Annotated in this window: 20 protein-coding genes; 5 read left to right on the forward strand and 15 right to left on the reverse strand. The window is 37.4% G+C overall.

The features are described from left to right. The 5 genes from rpsA to gyrA form a co-directional block, all read right to left on the reverse strand. A partial coding sequence (rpsA, locus tag AC27E9_RS18810; RefSeq protein ID WP_487132846.1) for a 30S ribosomal protein S1 occupies window positions 1-1,439 on the reverse strand: 1,439 nt, incomplete at its 3' end. 111 nt (window positions 1,440-1,550) lie between these two features. After that, window positions 1,551-2,231 (reverse strand): (d)CMP kinase, encoded by a 681-nt coding sequence (gene cmk / locus AC27E9_RS18815; RefSeq protein ID WP_487132847.1) that lies wholly within the window; start codon window positions 2,229-2,231, stop codon window positions 1,551-1,553. Window positions 2,232-2,327: 96 nt separating this feature from the next. Next, window positions 2,328-3,608 (reverse strand): 3-phosphoshikimate 1-carboxyvinyltransferase, encoded by a 1,281-nt coding sequence (gene aroA, locus AC27E9_RS18820; RefSeq protein ID WP_487132848.1) that lies wholly within the window; start codon window positions 3,606-3,608, stop codon window positions 2,328-2,330. A gap of 1 nt (window position 3,609) precedes the next feature. Next, window positions 3,610-4,695, reverse strand: a complete 1,086-nt coding sequence (gene serC / locus AC27E9_RS18825) for a 3-phosphoserine/phosphohydroxythreonine transaminase (RefSeq protein ID WP_487132849.1) — start codon at window positions 4,693-4,695, stop codon at window positions 3,610-3,612. 304 nt (window positions 4,696-4,999) lie between these two features. Further along, entirely contained in the window at window positions 5,000-7,723 is a 2,724-nt protein-coding gene (gyrA, locus tag AC27E9_RS18830; RefSeq protein WP_487132850.1) for a DNA topoisomerase (ATP-hydrolyzing) subunit A, read from the reverse strand. Between the two features lie 473 nt (window positions 7,724-8,196). On the opposite strand from gyrA, the gene ubiG reads away from it, so the two are divergent. The 5 genes from ubiG (at window position 8,197) to yfaE (ending at window position 14,235) form a co-directional block, all read left to right on the forward strand. Continuing rightward, on the forward strand, window positions 8,197-8,904 hold the full coding sequence (gene ubiG / locus AC27E9_RS18835) for a bifunctional 2-polyprenyl-6-hydroxyphenol methylase/3-demethylubiquinol 3-O-methyltransferase UbiG (protein ID WP_487132851.1): 708 nt from the start codon (window positions 8,197-8,199) through the stop codon (window positions 8,902-8,904). A 91-nt stretch (window positions 8,905-8,995) separates the two neighbouring features. Then, complete coding sequence (locus AC27E9_RS18840; protein ID WP_487132852.1) at window positions 8,996-9,673, forward strand: HAD family hydrolase; 678 nt, start codon at window positions 8,996-8,998, stop codon at window positions 9,671-9,673. A gap of 630 nt (window positions 9,674-10,303) precedes the next feature. Further along, window positions 10,304-12,577 carry a class 1a ribonucleoside-diphosphate reductase subunit alpha gene (gene nrdA / locus AC27E9_RS18845; protein WP_487132853.1) on the forward strand — a complete coding sequence of 758 codons (2,274 nt, stop codon included), beginning with the start codon at window positions 10,304-10,306 and terminating at the stop codon, window positions 12,575-12,577. A 144-nt stretch (window positions 12,578-12,721) separates the two neighbouring features. Further along, on the forward strand, window positions 12,722-13,852 hold the full coding sequence (gene nrdB, locus AC27E9_RS18850) for a class Ia ribonucleoside-diphosphate reductase subunit beta (protein ID WP_487132854.1): 1,131 nt from the start codon (window positions 12,722-12,724) through the stop codon (window positions 13,850-13,852). Window positions 13,853-13,917: 65 nt separating this feature from the next. Next, on the forward strand, window positions 13,918-14,235 hold the full coding sequence (yfaE, locus tag AC27E9_RS18855) for a class I ribonucleotide reductase maintenance protein YfaE (RefSeq protein WP_487132855.1): 318 nt from the start codon (window positions 13,918-13,920) through the stop codon (window positions 14,233-14,235). A gap of 68 nt (window positions 14,236-14,303) precedes the next feature. Here the strand turns inward: yfaE and AC27E9_RS18860 are convergent, their stop codons facing one another. From AC27E9_RS18860 to AC27E9_RS18905, 10 genes are all read right to left on the reverse strand, one after another. Further along, complete coding sequence (locus AC27E9_RS18860; RefSeq protein WP_487132856.1) at window positions 14,304-14,612, reverse strand: DUF1272 domain-containing protein; 309 nt, start codon at window positions 14,610-14,612, stop codon at window positions 14,304-14,306. Window positions 14,613-14,665: 53 nt separating this feature from the next. Next, complete coding sequence (locus AC27E9_RS18865; RefSeq protein ID WP_487132857.1) at window positions 14,666-15,034, reverse strand: DUF1428 domain-containing protein; 369 nt, start codon at window positions 15,032-15,034, stop codon at window positions 14,666-14,668. A gap of 118 nt (window positions 15,035-15,152) precedes the next feature. Then, on the reverse strand, window positions 15,153-15,398 hold the full coding sequence (locus AC27E9_RS18870; protein ID WP_487132858.1) for a hypothetical protein: 246 nt from the start codon (window positions 15,396-15,398) through the stop codon (window positions 15,153-15,155). Between the two features lie 192 nt (window positions 15,399-15,590). Next, window positions 15,591-15,842, reverse strand: a complete 252-nt coding sequence (locus AC27E9_RS18875; RefSeq protein ID WP_487132859.1) for a hypothetical protein — start codon at window positions 15,840-15,842, stop codon at window positions 15,591-15,593. A gap of 623 nt (window positions 15,843-16,465) precedes the next feature. Beyond that, window positions 16,466-16,831, reverse strand: a complete 366-nt coding sequence (locus AC27E9_RS18880) for a cupin domain-containing protein (protein WP_487132860.1) — start codon at window positions 16,829-16,831, stop codon at window positions 16,466-16,468. Window positions 16,832-16,941: 110 nt separating this feature from the next. Further along, window positions 16,942-17,133 carry a hypothetical protein gene (locus AC27E9_RS18885; RefSeq protein ID WP_487132861.1) on the reverse strand — a complete coding sequence of 64 codons (192 nt, stop codon included), beginning with the start codon at window positions 17,131-17,133 and terminating at the stop codon, window positions 16,942-16,944. Between the two features lie 199 nt (window positions 17,134-17,332). Continuing rightward, window positions 17,333-17,620 carry a hypothetical protein gene (locus AC27E9_RS18890; protein ID WP_487132862.1) on the reverse strand — a complete coding sequence of 96 codons (288 nt, stop codon included), beginning with the start codon at window positions 17,618-17,620 and terminating at the stop codon, window positions 17,333-17,335. A gap of 136 nt (window positions 17,621-17,756) precedes the next feature. Then, complete coding sequence (locus AC27E9_RS18895; protein ID WP_487132863.1) at window positions 17,757-18,161, reverse strand: GNAT family N-acetyltransferase; 405 nt, start codon at window positions 18,159-18,161, stop codon at window positions 17,757-17,759. Between the two features lie 593 nt (window positions 18,162-18,754). Then, window positions 18,755-22,366, reverse strand: coding sequence for a thrombospondin type 3 repeat-containing protein (locus AC27E9_RS18900; protein ID WP_487132864.1), 3,612 nt, complete (start codon window positions 22,364-22,366; stop codon window positions 18,755-18,757). 324 nt (window positions 22,367-22,690) lie between these two features. Next, window positions 22,691-22,939, reverse strand: a complete 249-nt coding sequence (locus AC27E9_RS18905; protein ID WP_487132865.1) for a hypothetical protein — start codon at window positions 22,937-22,939, stop codon at window positions 22,691-22,693. Window positions 22,940-22,954: the final 15 nt, after the last annotated feature.

The following is a 22,954-nucleotide window of genomic DNA, read 5'->3' on the forward strand; positions in this document are numbered from 1 at the left end:
GCAACACGAAGGTAACCTTCAACGCCGTCAGCTAACTCAATTTTAGCGCCTTTAGCATCTACTTCAATAACCTTACCTGTAACAATAGCACCTTTTTTGTTATCTGCAAGGTATTGATTAAACGGATCATCTTCAGTTTGTTTAACACCTAGAGAGATACGCTCACGTTCTGGGTCAACTTGAAGTACAACAGCTGAAATCTCATCACCTTTCTTGTATTCACGAACAGCTTCTTCACCGCCAGCCCATGAAATGTCAGATAAGTGAACAAGACCGTCAATACCACCGTCAAGACCAATGAAGATACCGAAGTCAGTGATTGACTTGATCTTACCTGATACTTTGTCACCTTTGTTGAAGTTCTTAGCAAACTCTTCCCATGGGTTCGGGATACATTGCTTAAGGCCAAGAGAAATACGACGACGTTCTTCGTCAATTTCAAGAACCATAACTTCAACTGTGTCACCTAAGTTAACAACTTTAGATGGGTGGATGTTTTTGTTAGTCCAATCCATTTCAGAAACGTGAACAAGACCTTCAACGCCTTCTTGGATTTCAACGAAACAACCGTAATCAGTTAAGTTAGTTACGCGACCAGAAAGTTTAGCACCTTCAGGGTAACGCTTAGCGATAGCTACCCATGGATCTTCGCCTAACTGCTTCATACCTAGAGATACACGAGTACGTTCACGATCGAATTTCAATACTTTAACTTGGATTTCATCACCAACGTTTACGATTTCACTTGGGTGCTTAACACGTTTCCAAGCCATATCTGTGATGTGAAGTAGGCCGTCAATGCCGCCTAAATCTACGAATGCACCGTAGTCAGTAAGGTTCTTAACGATACCTTTAACTTCAATGCCTTCAGCAAGAGAAGCTAGTAGTTCATCACGTTCAACACTGCTTTCTGATTCGATAACAGCACGACGAGATACAACTACGTTATTACGCTTTTGATCAAGCTTAATAACTTTAAATTCTAAATCTTTACCTTCAAGGTGAGTAGTGTCACGGATAGGACGAACGTCTACTAATGAACCAGGTAAGAAAGCACGGATGTTGCTAACTTCAACTGTGAAACCACCTTTAACTTTACCGTTGATAACACCGATAATAGTTTCTTTTTCTTCGTATGCTTTTTCAAGCACTTGCCATGCTTCATGACGTTTAGCATCATCGCGAGAAAGAATCGTTTCACCGAAACCATCATCAGTCGCTTTAAGAGATACGTCGATTTGATCACCAACAGCAACTTCGATTTCACCAGCTGCGTTTTTAAATTGATCAATAGAAACAACAGATTCAGATTTTAAGCCAGCGTCAACAAGAACATTGTCTTTTTCAATGCGTACAATTGTACCTTTGATAATTGAACCAGGGCGGGTTTCGATTTCTTTTAAGCTTTCTTCAAAAAGCTGCGCAAAATTTTCCATCATAACTTGTATATTAAACTCAGTTATTAATCCAATCAACGTACATGTTTCATGGGGTTGTTAATAAGACCTAACGCATCCTTACCTTAGGTTGATTTAAGCATTATTGCTTTTTTACATTAGTTTTTCATTACTAAATGAAAGGATTTTACTAACCACTTCATCAATTGAAAGTTCAGTAGAATCAATAACTAATGCTCCTTCTGCCGGAACAAGCGGCGCCACCTTACGGTTTTGATCTCGCTCATCTCGCTGACGTATGTCATCCAAAAGGCGCCCGATTTTAACATCAAAGCCCTTTTCTTTCAACTGATTAAATCGCCTTTGCGCTCTTTCTTCAGCGCTTGCGGTTAAAAAGACTTTTACTGGGGCATCAATGAAAACTACAGTTCCCATATCACGACCATCTGCAACTAAACCTGGTGCTACCTTAAAAGCACGCTGACGTCTTAATAATGCTTCCCTAACACGAGGAAAAGCAGCAACTTGCGATGCAAGCGCGCCAACTTCTTCGGTACGAATAGCGGTAGAAACGTCTTCTCCTTCCAATACAACTCGACCTTCACCATCATCAGTAATTTCAAATTGCACATCTAAATGTGCCGCTACTGGCAATAATGACTCTTCGTCATCAGCAGCAATATTGTGATGTTCAGCCGCGACGGCTAAAACACGATAAATAGCGCCACTATCTAATAAGTGCCACCCTAACTGCTCTGCAACAATGCGTGCAACGGTTCCCTTACCTGCTCCACTTGGTCCATCAATAGTGATTACTGGAACACTTTCCTGCATACATTTTCCTCCTAAAGTCGAAAATCGGCGGCATTATACGGGATTTGTATGACAAAATCGCGTAAAAAATTATTTTGTAACAAACTTCACTAATGGCTAATTAGAAACTTGCGCTAATTTTTCGAAATAGTCAGGAAATGTTTTTGCCGTACATTTAGGATCATTAATGGTAACTGGTGTATCACTAAGTGCCACAAGTGAAAAGCACATCGCAACTCGGTGATCATTATAAGTATCAATATCAGCATGTTTTAACGATGCTGGAGGCGTTACTGAAATATAATCTTCGCCTTCAGTGACTTCTGCACCGACCTTTCGCAATTCAGTCGCCATAGCAGTCAAACGATCAGTTTCCTTGACACGCCAGTTATAAATATTTCGGATAGTGGTTGTACCTTGCGCAAAAAGTGCTGTGGTGGCTATAGTCATGGCGGCATCAGGGATATGGTTCATATCCATATCAACGGCGTTTAATGGTTTACCAATAACCGTAATTGACTCATCATGCCAAATAACTTCAGCGCCCATTTTTTCAAGCACATCGGCAAAATGTTTATCACCTTGCACACTTAACTTGCCGACACCATGCACAGTAACTTCTCCGCCTTTAATAGCGCCCGCTGCTAAAAAGTACGACGCCGAAGAAGCATCACCTTCTACCATATATTTTTCAACAGCTTGATAACTCTGGCTTCCCTTCATCGTAAATGATTGATAATCATTGTTTTGCACTTTAACGCCAAAGCGAGCCATAATATCAAGAGTAATATCAATGTACGGTTTCGAGACTAGTTCACCTTCAATAGTGATTTGAGTATCAGCTTCCAATAATGGTGAAACCATTAAAATAGCGGTTAGAAATTGACTTGAAATTGAACCATCAATATTAACTGTGTTACCCGTTAAAGGATTACCATTGATTTTTACTGGTGGGTAATCTTTATTTTCCAAATACTCAATGTCAGCATCAAGTTGGTTTAACGCATCAACTAAATGCCCTATTGGTCTTTCTTTCATTCTTGGCTCACCAGTTAAGATGAACTCTCCTTTACTTGCCGCAAGCGCCGCACATAAAGGTCGCATTGCCGTGCCAGCATTACCTAAATACAACTCCAGTGGCTCATTTGTATTAAAAAAGCCATTATTACCTGCAACCGTACATTCAGTGCCGCAGTCGCTTAACGTATATTGAACACCTAAAATTTTCAGCGCGTCGAGCATGTGATTAATATCATCACTGACGAGCAAATTCGTTATTTTAGTTTCACCTTTAGCAAGTGCTGCAATTAATAATGCACGATTAGATAGGCTTTTTGAGCCAGGTAAAAACACTTCGCCATTAATTTTATTAATTGGCTCTAAGGTTAATTGTTCCATATTATTTAGCTCCTTGAGCGAATTTTTTCATAAAATCGACTAACGCTTGTACACCTTCTATCGGCATAGCGTTATAAATACTTGCACGCATTCCACCGACCATACGATGGCCTTTCAGCGCCATTAACCCTTGCTCTTCTGCTTGCGCTAAAAAACTTGCTGATAAGCTATCATCAGTCAACCAAAACGGGATATTCATTAAACTGCGATTTTCAGAAGCAATTGAATTTTGATAAAAATTACTCTCATCAATATAGTCATAAAGCAATTGTGCTTTTTGGGTGTTAATTTTGGTAACCGCATCGACACCGCCTTTAGCTAATAACCAATCAAAAACTAAGCCAGCTAAATACCAAGCATAAGTTGGTGGCGTGTTATACATAGAGCCGTTTTTCGCCAACACCTGATAATTCATAATTGATGGTGTATCGATATGGGCATTACCTAATAAATCTTCGCGGACAATCACTAAGGTTAACCCTGATGGACCAATATTTTTTTGTGCTCCGGCATAAATAAGCCCAAATTGGCTTACATCAAACGCTCTCGATAAAATTGTTGATGACATATCAGCGACTAATGGAATATTACCGGTATTTGGAACCTCAAATATCTCAATACCATCAACAGTTTCATTTGGACAATAATGCACGTAGGCTGCATCTTCACTGATAGGCCATTCACAACAATGCTTTACGCTTTGTTTACCATCAATATTTTCAATAGCATTGATAATATTGATATCGCCATAATGGCTTGCTTCTTCTGCGGCTGATTTTGACCAAGCACCAGTGACGATATAATCTGCTTTTTTTGACTCGCCTAATAAATTCAATGCGACAGCTGAAAATTGCCCACGACCGCCACCATGACAAAACAATACTTTATAATTTTCAGGGATCGCCATAAGATTACGTAAATTCGCTTCCGCTTTTTCAGCAACAGCAATAAACTCTTTACTACGGTGGCTGAGTTCCATCACTGAGCTACCGGTCTCAGCAAAATTTAAAAACTCACTTTGCGCTTTTTTCATGACATCAACAGGTAACATTGCCGGACCTGCGCAAAAATTATACACACTAGACATTTAACTCTACACCCTTCTTCAATTGACTTGATAAGTTGGCTTTCACTGCATTTTAGCGAGTAACGGCCTTTGAGCTCTCTAACACTGAACACTGACTATTTAACAATACACACACCAAGATGTTTTTATTATGATTTCTTGGCTTTTTAAAAACTACAGCTAGCATACCGTTTTGGTGTCTAGCATCAATTCTTAATTTAACTTTGATATAACTTTTTTCATTAAATTGAAATTTTACACTTGATGTAAAATTCAGCCATAAAAAAAGGCGGTAAAAACCGCCTTTTTATTATGTTAACAACGGTTACTCTGCAGTATCGTCATTTTCGAGTGATGAACCTTCATCGCCACCGTCAGTATCAGGTGTTTCAACTTTATCACCCTCAACTAGTGTTGATGCTTGTTCGCCATTTTCAGTTTCTTCGAACACTTCTGGCTCTTCAATTTCGTCAATACGTTGTAAGGCAACCACATGTTCACCTTCAACAGTACGAATAATACGAACACCTTGAGTATTACGACCAATAACACTAACTTCATTCACACGCGTACGAACTAACGTACCGTTATCTGTTATCAGCATAATTTCATCTTGATCTTCAACTTGAACAGCGCCAACAACTGGGCCGTTACGCTCGCTAACTTTGATTGAAACAACACCTTTGGTTGCCCGGCTCTTCGCTGGATATTCATCTAGCGCTGTACGCTTACCAAAGCCATTTTCAGTAATAGTTAGAATAGGACCATCATTTTTAGGCACAATCAATGAAACAACTTTCTGCTCACCTTCTAACTTAATACCACGAACACCAGTACCAGTACGACCAATAGGTTTTAACGCCCATTGTTGCTCGCCAGTTTCTGGATCAATCTTTATTTCGCCAGTTTCACTATCACGTTTCTTCTCGTTAAAGCGTACTACTTTACCAGCGTCTGAGAACAACATAATGTCATTTTCACCGTTAGTAATATCAACACCAATTAAGGTATCGTCATCGCGAAGATTCAAGGCAATAATACCGTTTGCACGTTGGTTCTTATAGGCAGTAAGCGCAGTTTTCTTGACGGTACCTGATGCCGTTGCCATGATGATGAACTTGTCTTCTTCATATTCACGTACAGGTAAAATAGCCGTAATACGTTCGTCAGCTTCTAATGGTAGTAAGTTAACAATTGGACGACCACGAGCAGTACGACTCGCTAGTGGCAATTGGTAAACTTTCAACCAATATAATTTACCCCGGTTAGAGAAACACAAAATAGTATCGTGAGTATTCGCAACTAACAGGCGCTCAATGAAATCTTCATCTTTCATCTTAGTCGCTGCTTTACCTTTACCACCACGTCGCTGTGCTTCGTAATCTGATAATACTTGGTACTTAACGTAACCTTCATGAGAAAGCGTTACAACAACATCTTCTTCGTTGATTAAATCTTCTAATGCAAGGTCATGAGATGCATTAGTAATTTCTGTACGACGTTCATCACCAAAATCATCACGAATAACTTCTAACTCTTCACGAATAACTTCCATTAGTCGCGCTGGACTTGCCAAAATATGTAGCAATTCAGCAATTACATCTAATAATGCTTTGTATTCGTTTAAAATCTTTTCATGTTCTAAACCGGTTAACTTGTGCAAACGTAAATCTAAAATCGCTTGCGCCTGTTGTGCGGTTAAGAAGTATTGACCTTCACGAATACCAAATTCAGCTTCTACCCATTCAGGACGAGCGGCATCATCACCGGCTGCAGCAAGCATTTCTGCAACATGACCAAGATCCCAACCACGAGCAAGTAATTGTTCTTTTGCTTCACTAGGTGTTGGTGAGTTTTTAATTAACTCAATAATTGGGTCAATATTCGCTAATGCGATTGATAAACCTTCAAGTAAATGCGCGCGTTCCCGAGCTTTACGTAATTCAAAGATTGTTCTGCGAGTAACCACTTCACGGCGATGTAAAATAAAAGCGTCAAGCATTTCACGCAAATTGAATAGTTTTGGCTGGCCATTAGCCAATGCCACCATATTCAAACCAAACGACACTTGCATTTGCGTTAGTTTATATAAGTTATTTAAAACTACTTCGCCTACTTCGCCACGTTTCACTTCAATAACCATACGCATACCATCTTTATCAGACTCATCACGCAGGGCAGAAATACCTTCTAAACGTTTTTCTTTAACCAAGTCAGCCATTTTTTCGATCAAACGCGCTTTATTCACTTGATAAGGAAGTTCATGTACAACGATAGTTTCTTTGCCAGACTTCTCATCTACTTCTATTTCAGCACGTGCGCGAATTTTTATTTTACCGCGACCGGTTTTATAAGCTTCTTGAATGCCTGCGCGACCACTAATAATACCAGCGGTTGGAAAGTCAGGGCCTGGAATAAACTCTAATAACTCTTCAAAGCTGAGGTCTTCATTATCAATAACCGCTAAACAGCCATTAATCACTTCAGTTAAGTTATGTGGCGGAATATTAGTTGCCATACCTACTGCAATACCCGAAGTACCATTAACGAGTAGGTTTGGAATGCGCGTTGGCATTACCGCTGGGATCATTTCAGTGCCATCATAGTTGGCAACATAATCCACAGTCTCTTTGTCTAAATCCGCTAAAATTGAATGAGCAATTTTTGCCATTCGAATTTCGGTATAACGCATTGCCGCCGCTGAATCACCATCAACAGAACCAAAGTTACCTTGGCCATCAACAAGCATATAGCGTAATGAAAATGGCTGCGCCATACGAACAATCGTATCATAAACAGCAGTATCACCATGCGGGTGATATTTACCAATAACGTCACCAACAACACGTGCTGATTTTTTATACGGCTTGTTAAAGTCGTTACCTAGCACATTCATTGCAAATAGTACGCGACGATGCACCGGTTTTAAGCCATCACGTACATCTGGTAATGCACGACCTACGATTACACTCATCGCGTAATCTAAATAGGAGCTTTTTAGCTCATCCTCAATATTGACAGGAGCAATATTATTCGCCAAATCGGTCATAAATTGATGGTATCCCTTAACGTAAATCTAATTCAGAAAATTTCGAAATTATTATTTTTAATTAACACGGCATACTAACATAAAACATTGTCATGCCCTACCGCTTTATATTACTTCATTTTGCCGTTAAAAAGATAAAGTTTCAAGTGCATGTTAGTATTAACATTTCCAATAGTTATACTACTGTTTTCATTTAACTTTATTGTTTTATAATGGCTTAAAAATAACTTAACAAAGATGCATTGTTCGCATTTTAAACACATGTCAGCTAAAAGCGTTTATTTTATCAACATACTTTTCCTTACCAAGCCTATTTATACCTAGTAAAGCTTTGCTTATATAAGCAAAGCTAAAAAGAACACTAAAACTCTTATCATTAGCTTTTATTTAAGTTGAATCAATTTTCTCGCTAGGCTTGCTGGAAATATTGGTTTAGAATCGCCAGCATCAACAAGACAAATAATGATAATGCCATGTCCAAGCCTTTAAATGTGAACCAAGACGAAATAGCCAAATTTGAACAAGTTGCCAGCCAATGGTGGGAGCTTGATGGCGATTTCAAACCACTGCATCAAATCAATCCTTTGCGCCGCCAATTTATTTGTCAGCATGTTGGCGAACTATTCGATAAAAACATTATCGATGTCGGCTGTGGTGGTGGCATTTTAGCAGAAAGCCTTGCCCAATTGGGTGCTAAAGTAACGGGTATAGATATGGGGCAAGAGCCATTAAATGTTGCTAAGTTGCATGCCTTAGAAGCTGGTGTTGAAGTTAACTACCAAAAGATTACCGCTGAAGAGCAAGCACAACAGCATCCACAGCACTATGACGTAGTCACTTGTATGGAAATGCTGGAGCATGTACCAGATCCCGCATCTATCATTAGTGCCTGTGCGCATATGGTCAAGCCAGGCGGTTACGTATTCTTTTCAACATTAAATAAATCATTAAAAGCCTATCTGTTAGCGATAGTCGCGGCTGAAAAAATATTTAAACTTGTACCAGACGGTACGCATGATCATAAAAGCTTTATTCGCCCTTCTACACTTATTTCATGGGCAGAGTCAGTGGACCTAAAATGTATTGATGCCGCAGGTATTCACTATAACCCATTAACTGAAAATCATAAGTTAACTTCATCGCTTGATGTAAATTACATCCTTTGCTGTCAGCGCATTTAAGTAATCATATTCATATTTGTACTGCGCCAAAATGCACTTAAATTTATTGGCGCTTTTCCATTACAACCACAATAATTTATCGAGTTAACTAATGTCATCACATAATACTTCAACAAACGCTATTGCAGCAGTTCTTTTCGATTTGGATGGCACATTATTAGATACTGCTGACGATTTAGGTGCCGCCTTAAATCACGTATTAGTGCAGTATGGAAAACCTACGATTGCAGCAATGGATTACCGACCTATAGCTTCAGATGGTGCATTAGGGTTATTAAACCTTGGCTTTGGTGACGATATTAAACGATATGATTATGAACACCTACGTCAACAGTTTTTAAACTATTATGAAAACAATATTGCTATACAAACGTGTCTCTATCCAGGTGTAGCGCAATTATTACAACAACTAGAAAGCGATAATATCCCTTGGGGGATTATTACCAATAAACCTGAGGGCTTAACAAAGGCATTACTGCCACATTACCCTGAGTTTGCAAATTGTGCAGTAATGGTTGGCGGTGATACGCTAGAAAAGCGTAAACCCGATCCTGAGCCAATTTTATATGCTTGTGAACAAATCAGTGTTGATCATAAACAATGCGTGTATGTAGGCGATGCATTACGCGATATTCAAGCAGGTAATAGCGCGTTAATGAAGACTTTTGTTGCTAGTTGGGGTTACATCTTGGCTGACGAAAATTGTCAGGCATGGCAAGCAGATCATATGATTAATGCACCTATTGATTTACTGGCTTTCATTAAGTAATCAATATAGACCTAAAAAGACACTCTTAATGAATGGCCCAATGTCGATAGGCCTTCAGCATACTGATGCAATTTACAAGTGCAGTATTTTATTAACTAAAGTTTAACATTTTAGTTATTCAAAACCCTTAATTTTGTAGGTTTACTTTCTGTAGGATCTAATAATGATCATCAAACGCTGATAAAATAATCACTCGTCAATTCACTTGTGCGAAGATCATACACCCACCATAACAAGCTGATTTTATTGATTAATTATTTTTTTATATTCTTTAGTCATATAAACACAAAAAATTAACCTAAAATAATTTAGTGAAGAAAAAAAACTGTAAATAAGCGTTGCGTTTTATAAAAATCAAAATTAAAAAGCGCTACTAAGTTAGTTGTTACTAACAGAACTTTTACTCTAAAAAAATCAACTAATTTTCAACACTTTTTATCGCTTGCATTGTCAGGCAAACCTCACTATCTTGTGATTAGTTTTTTAAAAACCCCAAGATATAGTGCATTTTTCATTCAGTCACTTTGAATGACATACGACTTTTCTCGTAAAGTTGCCATTTTGAGGTCATTAACAATATAAACACCTATTGTGGGTGATTAAAACAATAAATAGATTTACAGGTCTTTCATGAATAACAACCTCTTTGTTACAAAGCGCAATGGCTCAAAAGAACCCATCGACTTAGAAAAAATTCACCAAGTTATTGCTTGGGCTGCTGAAGATTTAGATAACGTTTCAGTTTCTCAAGTTGAACTGAAATCTCATATTCAGTTTTATGACGGAATTAAAACAGCAGATATTCATGAAACGATTATTAAATCTGCAGCAGATTTAATTTCAGAAGAAACACCTGATTATCAATACTTGTCAGCGCGCTTGGCTATTTTCCATTTACGTAAAAAAGCTTATGGCCAATTTGAGCCTCCTAAGCTTTACCCACATGTAGTTAATTTGGTTGAAGCAGGTAAATATGATCAACACCTATTAAGTGACTATACTGAAGCTGAGTTTGAAGCAATGGAAAGCTTTCTTGATCATCGCCGTGATTTAGACTTTAGCTACGCAGCAGTGAAACAATTAGAAGGTAAATACCTTGTACAAAACCGTGTCACTGGTGAAATTTATGAAAGCGCCCAATTCTTATATATTTTAGTAGCAGCCTGTTTATTCGCTAAATACCCAAAAGAAACTCGTTTAGATTATGTTAAAGGTTTCTATAATGCGATTTCTACTTTTAAACTTTCTTTACCTACGCCAATTATGGCTGGTGTTCGCACGCCAACGCGTCAATTCTCTTCATGTGTTTTAATTGAGTGTGGCGACAGCTTAGATTCAATTAATGCCACTTCAAGTTCAATTGTTAAGTATGTTTCCCAACGTGCGGGCATTGGTATTAATGCCGGTCGCATTCGTGCATTAGGTAGTACAATTCGTAACGGTGAAGCATTTCATACTGGTTGTATTCCATTTTATAAGTTATTCCAAACAGCGGTTAAAAGTTGTTCACAAGGTGGTGTTCGCGGTGGTGCTGCTACCCTATTCTACCCACTTTGGCACTTAGAAGTTGAAAGCTTATTAGTACTTAAAAATAACCGTGGTGTTGAAGAAAACCGCGTGCGTCACTTAGATTACGGCGTACAATTTAACAAGCTTATGTATCAACGCTTAATAAAAGGTGAATCAATCACTTTATTTAGCCCGAGTGATGTTCCTGGTTTATACGACGCCTTCTTTGAAGACCAAGACAAGTTTGAAGCGCTATACGTTAAATACGAAGCTGACGACTCGATTCGTAAGAAACGTATTAAAGCCATAGAATTGTTTACCTTATTTGCTCAAGAGCGTGCAAGTACTGGCCGTATATACTTACAAAACGTTGATCACTGTAATACTCATTCACCATTTGAGCCAACGGTTGCACCAATTCGTCAAAGTAACTTATGTTTAGAAATTGCTTTGCCAACTAAACCAATGGAAGATGTTAACGATCCAACAGGTGAAATTGCCTTGTGTACGTTATCAGCCTTTAACTTAGGTGCTATCGATAGCCTTGATGAATTAGGTGGCTTAGCTGATTTAGCCGTTCGTGCTTTAGATAGTTTACTTGATTACCAAGATTACCCAGTGCCTGCAGCGCATAACGCAACTATGGGACGTCGTACGTTAGGTATAGGTGTTATTAACTACGCGTACTATCTTGCAAAAAATGGCGTATTCTATTCAAATGGTAGCGCGAATAACTTAACGCACCGTACTTTTGAAGCAATTCAATACTACCTATTAAAAGCTTCAAACCAATTGGCCATTGAACAAGGTGCATGCCCGAAATTTAACGAAACACGTTTATCTCAAGGCATTTTACCTATCGATACTTACAAAAAAGAAATCGATAATATTACTGGCGAGCAATTGCATTTAGACTGGGAAAGCCTACGTACTAGCATTAAAGAGCATGGCGTTCGTAACTCCACTGTTTCAGCACTAATGCCATCAGAAACTTCGTCACAAATATCAAATGCGACTAATGGTATTGAACCACCTCGAGGTTTAATCAGTATTAAAGCCAGTAAAGATGGCATTTTGAAACAAGTTGTTCCTGAGTATCAAAAGTTAAAAGATAACTATGAATTACTGTGGAATATTCCAAATAACGAAGGTTACTTGCAACTTGTTGGTATTATGCAAAAGTTTATTGACCAAACAATATCGGCCAACACTAACTACGACCCTGCGCGTTTTGAGGGCGGTAAAGTACCAATCAAACAAGTGTTAAAAGATATTTTAACTGCCTATAAGCTTGGTGTTAAAACCATGTATTACCACAATACTCGTGATGGTGCCGACGATAGTCAAACCGAAGTTGAAGATGACGGCTGTGCCGGTGGCGCTTGTAAGATTTAGTATTAATACAGAGGAAAACAAGCAGTTTTCCTCTTTTTTTGCATCACATTGCAAAACTAAAAATTTATAATAATTAAGTTAATAACCATATACATATAAGTGACGAAATATTGCTAACATAGGCCATATTTCAAGGAGAAATAAATGTCGTACACTACGTTTAACCAAACACCTAACAACGCTTTGTTAGAGCCAATGTTTTTGGGAAACAGTGTTAATGTTGCACGATACGATCAACAACGTTTTGTTGCCTTTGAAAAGTTAATTGAAAAACAGCTATCTTTCTTCTGGCGCCCAGAGGAAATTGATGTATCGAAAGACCGTGCTGACTGGCAAAGTCTGACCGCCTCTGAAAAGCATATTTTTATTTCAAACTTGAAATACCAAACGCTACTAGACTCAATGGCAGCGCGCTCAGTTAATGCCGTATTACTGCCACTTGTTTCATTGCCAGAAGTTGAAACTTGGGTAGAAACATGGGCATTTAGTGAAACCATTCACTCTCGTTCATACACACATATTTTACGTAACTTATTTACTGACCCAAGTGAAGTATTTGACGATATCATGGTTAACCCAGCGATATTAAAACGTGCATCAAGCATCGCAAAATACTTTGACGCCGTTATTATTACGACTCAGTTACTACAATCACAAGGTCCTGGTAGCTACGAAGTTGACGGTGAAACCATTGAAGTTAGTGAACGTAAATTAAAAGAGCGATTATTCTTAGCGATATGCTCTGTTAATGCCTTAGAAGCTATTCGTTTCTATGTCAGTTTTGCTTGTTCATTTGCCTTTGCTGAGCGTGAGTTGCTTGAAGGTAATGCTAAAATTATTAAGTTGATTGCTCGTGATGAAGCACTACATTTAACCGGCACTCAGCACATCCTAAACAACTGGATGTCAGGTAAAGACGATCCAGAAATGCAAGAAATTGCCACAGAGTTACGTGACCAAGGTAAGCAAATATTCTTAGACGTTGTTGAACAAGAAAAAGAATGGGCACAATACCTATTTAAAGACGGCTCAATGATCGGCCTTAATGCGCAAATATTAAATCAATACATCGAATATATTAGTAACCAGCGCTTAGCAGCTATTGGTTTTGATGCACCGTTTGATATTAAAAGCAACCCACTACCTTGGATGAACGCGTACCTTGTTAGTGACAACGTACAAGTTGCCCCACAAGAAACAGAAATCTCAAGTTACCTTGTTGGTCAAGTTGACTCGTCAGTTTCAAGTGATGATTTCGACGATTTCGATTTATAATTAGATTTACCTATATAAATCAAGTGCTAGTCATTAACCTATCTAAAGTTATCGGATAACTTATTATGTCGAAGAATTCAGATAGCGTTAATGGCTTAGAATCATCATCCGAAAATAAAGACAAAACTCCCATTAAGATCTCTGTCAACAACCAAGAAATCATCTACTTAGATTCACATAAAAACCTATTAGAATGTTTAGAGTCATCAGATGTAGAAGTACACTATCATTGCCGTGATGGCTTTTGTGGCGCTTGCCGTGTGGCCCTTAAAAGTGGTGAAATTAATTATCCGCAAGGCGAACCATTGGCATTCGTTGGCGACGATGAAATTCTACCTTGTTGCTGCATTCCAACAACCGACATTAGTATCGAAATAGAATAAGCATGCCGTCTTATTGGTAGTATGTATCTAGATTAAGTAATCGACATAAAAGTTTAATATAAGGTAATTTATCGTTCTTCAGGAGAAATATCTTTAACAGCCTCTGAAAAAATAGATATTTCCTCTTGCGAATATTTGCTATACGTACGCTTTTTTTCTGCTGGCTGATAGGCTAAACCAAGACCTTTTCGACGAGAAGTTGCCGGACGTATGGGCCTAGCAGTGAGTCCTCCGCCACAATTAGGGCAAACATTTTGTAGTATTTCATCAAGGCATTTTTTACAAAAGGTGCATTCATAACTGCAAATATAAGCTTCCTTAGAGTTAGCCGGAAGTTCCTTATCACAACATTCACAATTAGGTCTTATCGCTAACATTCAATACTCCTTTTCAACAAATATTTTGCTAATAAATACACGTACTATAAAGGTTAGTCAGCCTTGCTAATAAATGGTTTAAAGCCGCCATATGCCATACGTTTGGCATCAAAGCCAGAATCAAACGAATTAATCAAATCTGCCATCCTTACATCATTTTCGACTTTTTCGTTTACTAAATCGCGTGACTGTCGCGATTCAAATACCACCCAGCCAAAAATAATAACCTCCCCTTTCTTAGCATCAATTGCATCAATAAATGATCGCGTCCCGTCAAGTGATAAGTCATCACCTAGGTATTCAATATAATCAAGTGCACCATGCTCTTTCCATATAGTCGCAACTGCTTCAGCCAAAGGCTTATATTCATTTAGCTGACTTTCTAAAATAGGAAAAACAAAACCATCAATGTAATTAGGCATAAATACTCCTGTAATAACTAGAAGTGATTTTCAAGCACCGCATCAAATTTAATGCCATAGAAAAACTATCGAGTGTAATAGCTTTGGTGAATTATTTTTCTGCTAACTGTTAATAGAGTTATAAGAAATTAATGAGTAGCAGTAAAGCTATAACAATAGCGCCAAATATTAAATATCTACCAAAAATAGCATTACCATGAAGAGACTCTTGGTGCTGCGCTTTTAGTTGCAATAATTGCGCTTCGTTTAACTCAGTACAATGGATACATTTGTCTAGAGATTTTGGGGTATATAATTCACACCGATTACAGCGTTTTTGTTTCGGTAGCTTAACTCTCCATATAGCATTCATACCTACTGACATAATATTACCCTATTCAAATAACATTTCCTCTCAAGTACATTTAATAATTAAAACTTAACCATCAATGCCTGTTTTAAAGTTAACCTTCAAAAAGAAATTTAAATGACTCAAAGAATAAATAAAGACAAGAAGTTACAGCTTAAGAAGCAAGCAACAACGCTGTGCATCGACACTCTATTTTGGCTACATAATCTATTTGATCACACGACCATTAACATCTCTATAGATTTTATTTTCTGAAGTACGTATAGGTTGCTTATTTCTCACCACAATAAAATAAAATACAAAATACCCTAGCCAAGAAGCAAAAAATGCGGCAATAAACCAAATAACCTTTTCTAAACCTTCAACCTTATTAGACAGCAATGTTAGTATCCATGGTAAAACGTTAAATAAAAAAATTATAATACCAATCGAAATTGGCCAAACAATGATTTCATTCAAAACAAACTCCTTTTAATTAAATATACCTAAAACACTAATAAAATAGTTGGCTAAACTGTGAAGTGAAACCGAGCCAAACTTCAGAATTTCCGCTTGAATCGTTCGCTACGAGTCTTTATACAGCATTATTTTTTGCTCATTGTTGCAATAGAGTCAAAATCGTTTAAATCGGTTTCAATTTCTCGAGCTTTGAAAAAAACAACAATTTTCGAAGGATAAAGAAAATAGCCATTATGACGACATACTTTCGTATGTAATAAATATAAAGTCTTTGAGGTAAAATAACATAAATATAAAAAAGGCAACGACAACAGAAAGCTTACCAAGAAAAACTTGATACTCAAGCAATAGAATAAAATAGTAGTTAGAGCACAAATCAATTTATGCCTTTTATATTCTGGGTACTCATGAAATTGAAAATAATCAAGCCTATTCAAAAACCAGCTTCCAGTCTTTGTACCCGATTCATTCAAGTATTTATTTTCTCTAAAATTTTTGGGTGTACTCAAAATTTAAAATAATCCTTAACTATCGAAACACATAACGCCCATATTCAGAGGCTTTTTATAGTTTGCCAAAATGTGTAGGGCATCGAAACTAGGCAATCTGTAAAATGTTATACACTAAATCCACTCTTGTTGCTCTGATGATACCGTAAGCTCACTTTGAGTTTCACCGGTATGAGCTGTAGATGAAGGTTCTATCATCATGAAATGAGTGCCTTGCTCTGCTTTAGGGCAATGTTCAACACCTTTCGGTACTACATACATTTCACCGGCATTTAACACAATATCGCCAGATCTTAATTGCAATGTTAGCTGCCCTTTAAATACGATAAACAGTTCATCTTCTTGATCATGTTTGTGCCAAACGAGTTCGCCACTACCTTTAGCTATTTTAACCAATTGACCATTTGATTCAGCGATGACTTTTGGAGTCCATTCCTCCGTAAACAAGTTAAATTTATCACTGATATTTATTTTATGCATAGAACTCCACTTAGTGCATAACGCCCCAATAAAGGGCTGGTAATGTTTGGCTAAAATTGTGTAGCGAAGCGAAACCGAGCCAAACTTTAGTAGTTCCGCTTGAACAACTGTTATTGCGAATCTTTATCTGGCTCTTCTTCTTTTTTAAAGCTATTAGGTGAAAGGCCTTCTTTAAATATTTTATCTAATTCAGTTCTTTTCTTTGAATCGTCGCCATTCTCATTTTGATCCAATTTTCTTTCCTTAGCTTTCTCTAGATTTTTCAACGAAGGTTGAAAGATAGACATTATTTCGGCAATCACAACTTATCTCCCTGAATTAATTGCTATTGTAATAATAACTATTGATATAGGGGCAATAACATAAATATCAAATTACTCGAAAATAGACCTTTTACTATAACGCGCCGTTAGCTGGTAATTTATAGTTGGCTAAAACATATGAGGCACGAATAAAACCAACTGTTATTTGTCCTGTTTGAACTGCTTGTTATATGTATTTTTAAAACGAACTAACAATTATTGATGCAAAAGCTAAACCGAAATATTTATAGCTGTCTTTTGAAAAACTAAGATCTGATTTAAACCAGTGACTTAATGGAACAGTTAACAAACATGGAGATAAAAGCAGTCCGCGCAGCAGTGATAAAACACCAACAGTGCCAGTAATTGCGCCTAAATCCATTATGTTGGTTTGATAAAATTGCACTGCTTGCATAACAATTACAAGAACCATAAACCCTTTAATTAAGATTAAGCCACGTCGAATTTTTACAGCTTTACCTTCCACTGAACTCCATCCTCAGCAATACAATAACACCCTATTATGGGGAAAATTGTAGTTGGCTAACATGTGATGCAAAGCGGAACCAGCCAACTGTTATTTGTCCCGCTTGAGCAGTTTGTTATATACCGTTTTAAATTTACTATAAAGCAACTTCCATTTTGAAGTAAGGAATATTAGCCTTATAAAAGCGCTCCCCGTGTGATTTCATACCAAAACGCTGATAAAAGATTAAAGCTGATTCTCTAGCATCACACCAAAAAACTTTTGCACCTGTGTTATTAAGTTTGTGAAGAATAAACTTTAACATTTGAGAGCCAATGCCTTTGCTTTGATAATCAGTTTTAGTCGCAAACTTACGCAAGCGCGCTTTACCTGACTTTAAGTATACAGAAGCAACACAAACAAGTTCGTCATTAGCAAACGCACCAAAGTGCATTGCATCATGATCACCATCTACATGGCAATATTCAGGAGGCTTATTTGGCCAAAGAACACTTTGTCGAAGCGGGATTGTTTGCTCCCAGGAAATACTGCAAATTTCCATATAATTGTTCAAAGCCTCCAATAGGCATATAACATCCTACTAATGTCTTTGCAGGAAAATTAAAACCAAATTAAAAACAAAAGGTTAAATGAATCACTCGGGCTTATTAATAGTAAATATATAGCAATTAAATTTATATGTTTTTTGCTTAAATGGTATCAATTAATAGTCACTAAATACCACATCGCATACATTATCAATGATATCTTATCGAATTAATTGGGTAAGATTATTTATTGATAACGCCACACTTTGCGAAAACCTAGGAGCGTCAACTAACAAGTAAACTTGCCTTAATATCGCCTCGCTAGCAATCTCATTCTCTACGCATGAGTTTGTCAGTAAGGCGATGTTAAGATGATCTCGTAATTTTGTCGCTATAGCCATATGTCAATAATACACTTTTATAGATTTCCTAAAGATGGCCGCCAATTTAAAACACAATTTCTTCAAAAAGAGAGTTTGGGTTATTAATTGCATACTTACCGCTTTTATCATAACTGCAGTAATCTTTATTTTAATAGGTGATATTTTCCTTAAGTCAACTTAATTCATAAAAGTAAAGCATTAAAACAAATACAACATATACTCACTTATGGTATCGATAAATTAACATTCTGATAAAAAACATCATATTGATAATTTAGATATAAATTATAAATTACGCCGAAATCACCGTTATTTAGAGGGATGGCACCGAAACCGACATATGATTTTTCTACAATTTTTTCTGGTATTGAAAAATTGACAAAATCATTACTGTGCACTTCAAAAATATTATAATTATGTTGGTAAAATAATCGCAGTATACCATCTTGATAAACTAAATCAGCAGAGTCTATAAAAGAGAAAGATTTGATAGGCAACCATTCTTCACCATCATCTGACGTAAAAATAGTTATTAGATAATCTTCATAAGAAACTACCGCAGCTGCATAGCCTTGACTGTCCATTTTAATCAATGAATGTACTATAGTTGTATAATCACTGCCAAATAAATTAACTGGGTTTGACCAACTAATCCTGTCATAAGACTTAGTTGCAAAAGTAACATCTTTGCCGTCAACACGACTATTGTAAATAACCATTAAAGCACCATCTTCTGTTTCAACAATATCACTTACATGCATATAGTTAGTATTACAGTTTTGTACGTTGCAATTTGCAAAAGTAGAGGTGTCAAATAGGTCTTGTTCTATCCAATTTGAACCGTCTGAAGAATTATATAAACAAAAACTAGCGCTACATGAACCAATAAGTAACAACTCTCCATTTTGTGATAACTCAATCAAATTACCATTAGAAACGTAGCTGGGTAATTGGCCAACCCTGTTCCATGAATAGCCATTGTTAGAAGATTTAACCACATAGTTTTTCCAACTATTTTCCGCCTGATCAAGATAGACGGCGAGAATATCGCCATTACTTTGAACAACATTTGCGATTAAATAATCAGATACTTTGCTAGCACTTATATTTGTTCCTGGCTCTGGTTCCGCCTGATAACCACAAGGTTCAGCAAGGCAGTTCACCCTAAATGAATAACTCTGTTTCTTCTGAAAATCACTATCACTTGTATCATGATTTCCACAAATAATTGCCGAACAATATAGTGAGAACTCTACATAAAAATCACTTGAATAGCTGGGCGCTGGAAAACTGATATTCCATTCTCTTTTGGTTGAATTATAATTAGCATTGTAATAACCATTTTCTGTATAAAACGGAACTCTGTCTCCATTCATATTCACATCATAGATATAGTATTGAACGTGCCAGTTTTCATTACCGCTGAGTAAGCTACCATCTGTATAAAAACCACGAATATTAAAATTAATCAACTCATCTGGATCAAATTGGGCCAGGTTAGGTACAGCAACATGAATGTAATCTTCACTGTCAACAATACCATCATTGTCATCATCAGTGTCGGCATTATCTCCAATCATATCTTTATCAAAATCTTTGCTTTCAGTTGCATCCAAAGGCAATTCGTCATCGTTGTCGTAGATACCATCATTATCATCATCACTATCGGCGTTATTACCGATACCATCTTCGTCAGTATCTAACCATTCATTTGGGTCAAGAGGAAATGCATCATTTAAGTCAAGAAAACTATCGCCATCATCATCGGTATCGGCATTATTACCTATGCCATCACCATCAGTATCAATAGATTCACTAGCATCTAACGGAAAAGCATCGACACTGTCTTCAACACCATCGCCATCATCATCAGTATCGGCATTATTACCTATGCCATCGCCATCAGTATCAATAGATTCACTAGCATCTAACGGAAAAGCATCTGCACTGTCTTCAACACCATCGCCATCATCATCAGTATCGGCATTATTGCCTATGCCATCACCATCAGTATCAATAGATTCACTAGCATCTAACGGGAAAGCATCGGCACTGTCCGCAACGCCATCGCCATCATCATCAGTATCAGCATTATTGCCTATGCCATCACCATCAGTATCAATAGATTCACTAGCATCTAACGGGAAAGCATCGGCACTGTCCGCAACGCCATCGCCATCATCATCAGTATCGGCATTATTGCCTACGCCATCGCCATCAGTATCTAACCATTCTGTGGCATCTAATGGAAAAGCATCGGCACTATCCGCAACGCCATCGCCATCATCATCAGTATCGGCATTATTGCCAATACCATCACCATCAGTATCTAACCATTCTGTGGCATCTAATGGAAAAGCGTCTGCACTGTCCGCAACGCCATCGCCATCATCATCAGTATCGGCATTATTACCTATGCCATCACCATCAGTATCTAACCATTCACTAGCATCTAACGGGAAAGCATCTGTACTGTCCGCAACGCCATCACCATCATCATCAGTATCAGCATTGTTGCCTATGCCATCACCATCAGTATCTAACCATTCTGTGGCATCTAGCGGAAAAGCGTCTACACTATCTTCAGCACCATCACCATCATCATCAGAATCGGCATTATTGCCAATGCCATCACCATCAGTATCAATAGATTCACTAGCATCTAACGGAAAAGCATCTGCACTATCCGCAACGCCATCGCCATCATCATCAGTATCAGCATTATTGCCTATGCCATCACCATCAGTATCTAACCATTCTGTGGCATCATATGGAAAAACATCATAGAGATCTTCATGACCGTCGTTGTCATCATCATCATCTATAGCATTAATAACGCCATCATTGTCATAATCAACTACAAAAACAATTTGATCATTTCGACTCAAACTAGCTTCTGCATGCAGTTTTTCTGTATTTAATGTTTCGCTATGTAAAAGGCTCACTTCCTCAATAAGCAAGGTAATTAGTGAACTGATTTGAATATTATCAGTGTTTGGTATTATTAAATCGTTTACTGATTGCTGAAAAATTTTTAATTGTTCGAAGCTATAAGGTAACTGTTCGGCGGACATGCTTATCCCATCTAGTTCGCCATCAAGAATATCATGTGCAAGACCTTCTAAAATAATGTCCATACTTATATCAGCATTATTTAATTCTTCTAAAAGCTGAAAAGAAAGAACTGAAAAAACTTCCACTGCTTTTCTTAATTGAAATATCTCAAACTGCTCTTCAAAAGAATCTGCACTGGAAATCAATAATGACGGAGAACTAAATAGGTCAATATTTTCTGAAATACTAAGTCCAAAAATTGATTTAACTATCAGGTTTGACTGGTTCATAGCCTCTGCTATCGTCATGCCAGTTGAAACTTTAAGCTGAGCCAGTGCCAGGGTAACTTGCGACAAAGGTGAAGCATAAATAGCTTGACCTGAGATAATATCGGCAGAGCTAACTATAGTGTCAAAATGGCGGATGACTGGTGGCATTTGCGTAGAAATATCAATCGTTTGATCCGTAGATTCAAACGATAAAATGTAAAAGTCTTCCAGTGACCCCGTTATTTCAATATCTATAATTTCCGTCAATTCATTGGTTTTTCCAACAGAAATTAAAGCACCATAGCCCGTACTTTTAGTTTGGTCATAAGTGTATAAGCTAACTTTGGCATTCTTAAGTGGTCCTTTTATACCACCACCAGATATCTGATACGTTGGCGGCGTTATAGGTGTAACTTGTGTTTTTTTACTATCGCCACCTCCTCCACATGCCGACAATAGTCCAATAGAAACTAAAGTAGGTAACCATCCCGATAAACGTAAATATTTAAACATTGTATGCCTTAATATTGATTTTTATAAAATTAAGATATTTGAAATTCGGAATAAAACAGAATAGATACTAAATAGTTACCCTACTAGTATTGGGTCAGCCAAAATCCATTTCGTTGTTAATCCTAAATTGCTAGGCAATCATAACTATAATAGAAAATAAAAACCATAGCTTATAAATACTTTGTGAACATCAATGAGTCTATTTCAGCCAACTATACTAAGCTTTTACCTCTTCAATAATGGGCTGGTAATGCTTGGCTAAAATATGTAGCAATGCGAAACCGGGCCAAGCTTTACCAGTCCCACTTGATTGACTTGTTAGCATTACTCTTTAATGTGCCAACCTTTAGATTTAAGACATGAAGCATTACCGCTAAAAAATGATAATAACTGGACACTAGCAACGGTTACATCTTCCTTATGTGAATTTTTGTCTAATGAAGTGCCAGTAACACTTTCTCTAGCTTGTAACGCACAATCTCTCGCTTCTTTGCGAAACAGTTCATTATCGGCACTCATCTCACCGTATTGGTCATGTACAACAATTGGTGCCGATGTAGAACATGAACACATCGTGAATAACATAAG

It is taken from the genome of Colwellia meonggei (assembly GCF_057537295.1).

Coding starts and splice junctions, on each gene's coding strand:
- AC27E9_RS18840 (WP_487132852.1), top strand. CDS start 8,996: ATGTCATCACATAATACTTCAACAAACGCTATTGCAGCAGTTCTTTTC.
- AC27E9_RS18870 (WP_487132858.1), bottom strand. CDS start 15,398: ATGTCAGTAGGTATGAATGCTATATGGAGAGTTAAGCTACCGAAACAA.
- AC27E9_RS18880 (WP_487132860.1), bottom strand. CDS start 16,831: ATGCATAAAATAAATATCAGTGATAAATTTAACTTGTTTACGGAGGAA.
- AC27E9_RS18905 (WP_487132865.1), bottom strand. CDS start 22,939: ATGTGTTCATGTTCTACATCGGCACCAATTGTTGTACATGACCAATAC.
- AC27E9_RS18865 (WP_487132857.1), bottom strand. CDS start 15,034: ATGCCTAATTACATTGATGGTTTTGTTTTTCCTATTTTAGAAAGTCAG.
- yfaE (WP_487132855.1), top strand. CDS start 13,918: ATGTCGAAGAATTCAGATAGCGTTAATGGCTTAGAATCATCATCCGAA.
- nrdA (WP_487132853.1), top strand. CDS start 10,304: ATGAATAACAACCTCTTTGTTACAAAGCGCAATGGCTCAAAAGAACCC.
- serC (WP_487132849.1), bottom strand. CDS start 4,695: ATGTCTAGTGTGTATAATTTTTGCGCAGGTCCGGCAATGTTACCTGTT.
- nrdB (WP_487132854.1), top strand. CDS start 12,722: ATGTCGTACACTACGTTTAACCAAACACCTAACAACGCTTTGTTAGAG.
- ubiG (WP_487132851.1), top strand. CDS start 8,197: ATGTCCAAGCCTTTAAATGTGAACCAAGACGAAATAGCCAAATTTGAA.
- AC27E9_RS18900 (WP_487132864.1), bottom strand. CDS start 22,366: ATGTTTAAATATTTACGTTTATCGGGATGGTTACCTACTTTAGTTTCT.
- cmk (WP_487132847.1), bottom strand. CDS start 2,231: ATGCAGGAAAGTGTTCCAGTAATCACTATTGATGGACCAAGTGGAGCA.
- gyrA (WP_487132850.1), bottom strand. CDS start 7,723: ATGACCGATTTGGCGAATAATATTGCTCCTGTCAATATTGAGGATGAG.
- aroA (WP_487132848.1), bottom strand. CDS start 3,608: ATGGAACAATTAACCTTAGAGCCAATTAATAAAATTAATGGCGAAGTG.
- AC27E9_RS18895 (WP_487132863.1), bottom strand. CDS start 18,161: ATGGAAATTTGCAGTATTTCCTGGGAGCAAACAATCCCGCTTCGACAA.
- AC27E9_RS18860 (WP_487132856.1), bottom strand. CDS start 14,612: ATGTTAGCGATAAGACCTAATTGTGAATGTTGTGATAAGGAACTTCCG.